This window comes from Mesorhizobium sp. P2_F8, assembly GCF_056403655.1.
The window spans coordinates 1-651 of the sequence record NZ_JBFUFB010000123.1 but is presented as its reverse complement, the minus strand read 5'-3'; the positions used below and the strand labels follow the sequence as shown (position 1 = coordinate 651).

1 protein-coding gene is annotated in these 651 nt (G+C 63.2%); it reads left to right on the top strand.

What is annotated here, in order from left to right; genetic code table 11:
* Window positions 1-181: 181 nt before the first annotated feature.
* Window positions 182-589 carry a plasmid mobilization protein gene (locus tag AC1DZP_RS36335; RefSeq protein ID WP_477309186.1) on the top strand — a complete coding sequence of 136 codons (408 nt, stop codon included), beginning with the start codon at window positions 182-184 and terminating at the stop codon, window positions 587-589.
* Window positions 590-651: the final 62 nt, after the last annotated feature.

Sequence of the window (651 nt, the reverse complement as noted above, 5' to 3'; positions counted from 1 at the left end):
CGATGGGAACGTTCCGCCCGCGCCGCTGCCGCTGGAAACTGGGCTTGTGAGAAGACGCGCGCCCGTAATTTTCAATCCTCTGCTTTCTCTTTTAKTGGCAGGATAGCCTATTTTGTGATACACACAAAATAGGCGGCGCGGCCCTGGTGGGCCTTAGCGCCCGCAAGCGGGCTTGAGATATATGGATGCAGATGCCCAAAAAGGAGCGGTCAAGAGTGCGTCACGACGCTATGGCGAGGTSACGCACATCCGGTTTTCGGCTGACGAGCTGGCCARCCTCAAAGCCWGTGCGGARCGGGASGGCGYWACCGTCAGYGAGGTCGTCCGGCGTCTSGTGCGGGCAGAGGTCGGGCATCTGCCTATCGCGTCAGAGGCGTTGCGGCCGGCGATCGTGGACATGACCGATCAGCTGCGGCGCGTCGGCGTCAATTTCAATCAAGCCGTGCGCGCCATGAACGACGGCCGTGTTGCCCATGATGAGGATCTTGAGCAGGCGTTGATCGCCGTGGGCGACCTGGTGCGGCAGTTCCGCGACGAACTGAAGGCGATGACTGGCGGGTCCCGCAAGGCGAGGGAGGCCAGGCCTTGAGCGGCCGGCTTGCTGGCTACGCGGCCGAAATCGAACGCTATCTGCGGGGCGCTGCCGGCGTG